General features: G+C 65.6%; 3 protein-coding genes. 1 reads left to right on the top strand and 2 read right to left on the bottom strand.

Annotated features, from left to right (window positions below):
- Positions 1-62: 62 nt before the first annotated feature.
- Positions 63-887, bottom strand: coding sequence for a shikimate dehydrogenase (aroE, locus tag ABE459_RS25800; RefSeq protein WP_323831214.1), 825 nt, complete (start codon positions 885-887; stop codon positions 63-65).
- A 25-nt stretch (positions 888-912) separates the two neighbouring features.
- On the bottom strand, positions 913-1,824 hold the full coding sequence (gene hemF, locus ABE459_RS25795; RefSeq protein WP_046853587.1) for an oxygen-dependent coproporphyrinogen oxidase: 912 nt from the start codon (positions 1,822-1,824) through the stop codon (positions 913-915).
- 276 nt (positions 1,825-2,100) lie between these two features.
- Here hemF and ABE459_RS25790 point away from each other — a divergent pair, with 276 nt between their 5' ends.
- On the top strand, positions 2,101-3,078 hold the full coding sequence (locus ABE459_RS25790; protein ID WP_323831213.1) for an NADPH:quinone reductase: 978 nt from the start codon (positions 2,101-2,103) through the stop codon (positions 3,076-3,078).
- Positions 3,079-3,146: the final 68 nt, after the last annotated feature.

The following is a 3,146-nucleotide window of genomic DNA, read 5'->3' as shown; positions in this document are numbered from 1 at the left end:
CTCCCACGCCATGATCAGAGGTCTGCGTGGGAGCGGGCTTGCCCCGCGATTGGGTACCAAGCTCAGCCGCGAGCTAGCTGCCGACGCAGCTCATCCAGCACAGGCGCCGTCTCCGGACGCACCCCACGCCAGATAAAGAACGCCTCGGCCGCCTGCTCCGCCAGCATCCCCAACCCGTCCAGCACCTTCGCCGCGCCCAGCTTGCTCGCCCATTGGCAGAACGGCGTCGGCTCCTTGCCATACATCATGTCGTAGCAAACGGTACGTCCCGCCTCGACCAGGCTCTCGGCAATCGGCGGCAGCTCGCCAGCCAGGCTTGCCGAAGTGGCGTTGATGATCACGTCCACCGGCTCCTGCAACCAGGCAAAACCGCTGGCCACCACCGGCCCCAGCTCATCGAACTCACGGGCCAGTTGCTCGGCCTTCTCCACCGTGCGGTTGGCGATCACCAGCGACTGCGGCTTGTGCGCCAGGATCGGCTCCAGCACACCGCGCACCGCGCCACCGGCGCCGAGGATCAGGATGCGCTTGCCGGCCAGTTCGACCCCGGCGTTGACGGTAAGGTCGCGCACCAACCCGGCACCGTCGGTGTTGTCGCCCTGCAACCTACCGTCGGCCAGCTTGGTCAGGGTGTTCACCGCGCCGGCACGCTGGGCGCGCGGGGTGAGGCTGTCGCACAGGCGGTAGGCCTCTTCCTTGAACGGCACGGTGACGTTGGCGCCGCTGCCTTGCTTGAAGAAGCCACGGGCGCAGTCGCTGAACTCGTCCAGCGGCGCCAGCAGGGTGGCGTACTCCAGGGCCTCACCGGTCTGGTCGGCGAACAGGCGGTGGATCAGCGGCGACTTGCTGTGGCCGATGGGGTTACCGAAAACGACATACTGGTCCATGGGTGATCCTCGGTTATCCACAGGCTTACTGGGCGAGCCAGTCGCGGTCTTGCAGGAAGTACTCGGTCAGGCGCGCTTCTTCACTGCCAGGTTCGGCTTTCCAGTCGTAGCCCCAGCGCACTTGCGGCGGCAGCGACATCAGGATCGACTCGGTACGGCCACCGGACTGCAGGCCGAACAGGGTGCCACGGTCGTAGACCAGGTTGAACTCGACGTAGCGGCCACGGCGGTATTCCTGGAACTCGCGCTGCGCGGGGGTATACGGCGTGCCCTTGCGGCGCTGAACGATTGGCAGGTAAGCCTCGACATAGGCGTCACCGATGGCGCGGATGAAAGCGAAGCAGGTGTCGAAGTCCCACTCGTTCAGGTCATCGAAGAACAGGCCGCCAATGCCGCGTGGCTCGCCACGGTGCTTGAGGTGGAAGTAGCGGTCGCACCAGGCCTTGTAGCGCGGGTACACGTCGGCGCCGAACGGCGCGCAGGCCTGCTCGGCCACGCGGTGCCAGTGCACGCAGTCTTCTTCATTGCCGTAGTACGGGGTCAGGTCGAAGCCGCCGCCGAACCACCACACGGCCTCTTCACCTTCTTTTTCGGCGATGAAGAACCGCACGTTGGCGTGGGAAGTCGGCACATGCGGGTTGTGCGGGTGGATCACCAGCGACACGCCCAGCGCCTCGAAACCACGGCCCGCCAGCTCCGGGCGGTGGGCACTGGCCGACGGCGGCAGGCCGCTGCCGAACACGTGGGAAAAGTTGACGCCGCCTTTCTCGATCACCTTGCCGTCGCCGATCACCCGCGTGCGACCGCCGCCGCCGGCATCGCGCACCCAGGCATCCTCGACGAAGCGGGCGCCGCCGTCTTCGGTCTCGAGGGCAGTGCAGATGCGGTCTTGCAGGTCGAGCAGGTAGGCTTTCACGGCCTCGGTGCGGCTGGTCATCGGGTCACCTGGAAGGAGCGGGGAAAATTCGCCGCGTAGCATACCACCGGCAAACCCCGCGCCGCAGTTGACGGCGATCAAGCAAAGGCGTCCGATAGAAGGCCTTTAAGGTTTGTACGAAAAGTCGCCGAGCGGCGATCAGGCAAGGCGAAAACAGGCGAGGAAGCGGAGTTTGCTGGTTGCAAATGAGCATTCCGAGCCTGTTTTCAACGCAGCATGATCGTCGCGCAGGCACTTTTCGTGCAAACCGAGCAGCCCTACAGACAGGAGTGTGTGATGGCCAAGCGTATCCAGTTCAGCCAGCATGGCGGCCCGGAAGTGTTGCAGCTGGTGGAATTCGACCCGGCCCCGCCCGGCCCGCAGCAGGTGCGCGTGCGCAACCATGCGATCGGCCTGAACTTCATCGACACCTATTTCCGTGGCGGGCTGTATGCGCCGCCGTCGCTGCCTTCCGGGCTGGGTACCGAAGCGGCGGGGGTGGTCGAGGCAGTGGGTGAGGGCGTCAGCCGGATCAAGGTGGGCGACCGCGTGGCTTATGCCGGTGGGCCGCTGGGGGCCTACAGCGAGGTGCACACGCTGCCAGAGGCTAACCTGGTCAAGCTGCCGGAGGCGATCAGCTTCGAGCAGGCGGCGGCGGTGATGCTCAAGGGGCTGACCACGCAGTACCTGCTCAAGCAGACCTATGCCGTGCAGCCGGGTGATTTCGTGCTGTTCCATGCGGCTGCCGGTGGTGTGGGTTCGCTGGCTTGCCAATGGGCCAAAGCGTTGGGCGCCAAGCTGATCGGTACTGTCAGCTCTGCCGAGAAGGCCGAACGGGCCAAGGCGCTCGGGGCCTGGGCGACCATCGACTACAGCCGTGAAGACGTGGCCCAGCGGGTGCTGGAACTGACCGACGGTCAGAAATGCCCGGTGGTGTACGACGGCGTGGGGGCGGATACCTGGCTGACTTCGCTGGACTGCCTGAAGCCGCGTGGGCTGATGGTGAGCTTCGGCAATGCCTCTGGCGCGGTGACCGGGGTGAACCTGGGGATCTTGTCGCAGAAGGGTTCGCTGTATGTCACCCGGCCGACGCTGGCGAGCTATGCCAACAACGCCGAGAACACCCAGGCCATGGCCGATGACCTGTTCGCGATGATCGCCAGCGGCAAGCTGGTGGTGGATATCCAGCAGCGGTATCCGTTGAGTGAAGCGGCCAAGGCGCAGAGTGAGTTGTCGGCGCGGCGTACTGTCGGCTCGACTGTTCTGCTGCCTTAAAGGCCCTATCGCGGGGCAAGCCCGCTCCCACGCCATGACCAGAGATCGGCGTGGGAGCGGGCTTGCCC

The organism is Pseudomonas sp. TWI923 (assembly GCF_039673365.1).
In the GTDB taxonomy this organism is placed as follows: Bacteria; Pseudomonadota; Gammaproteobacteria; order Pseudomonadales; family Pseudomonadaceae; genus Aquipseudomonas; species Aquipseudomonas sichuanensis.
The sequence above is the reverse complement of the archived record's forward strand: the minus strand, read 5'-3'. Positions and strand labels throughout refer to the sequence as shown.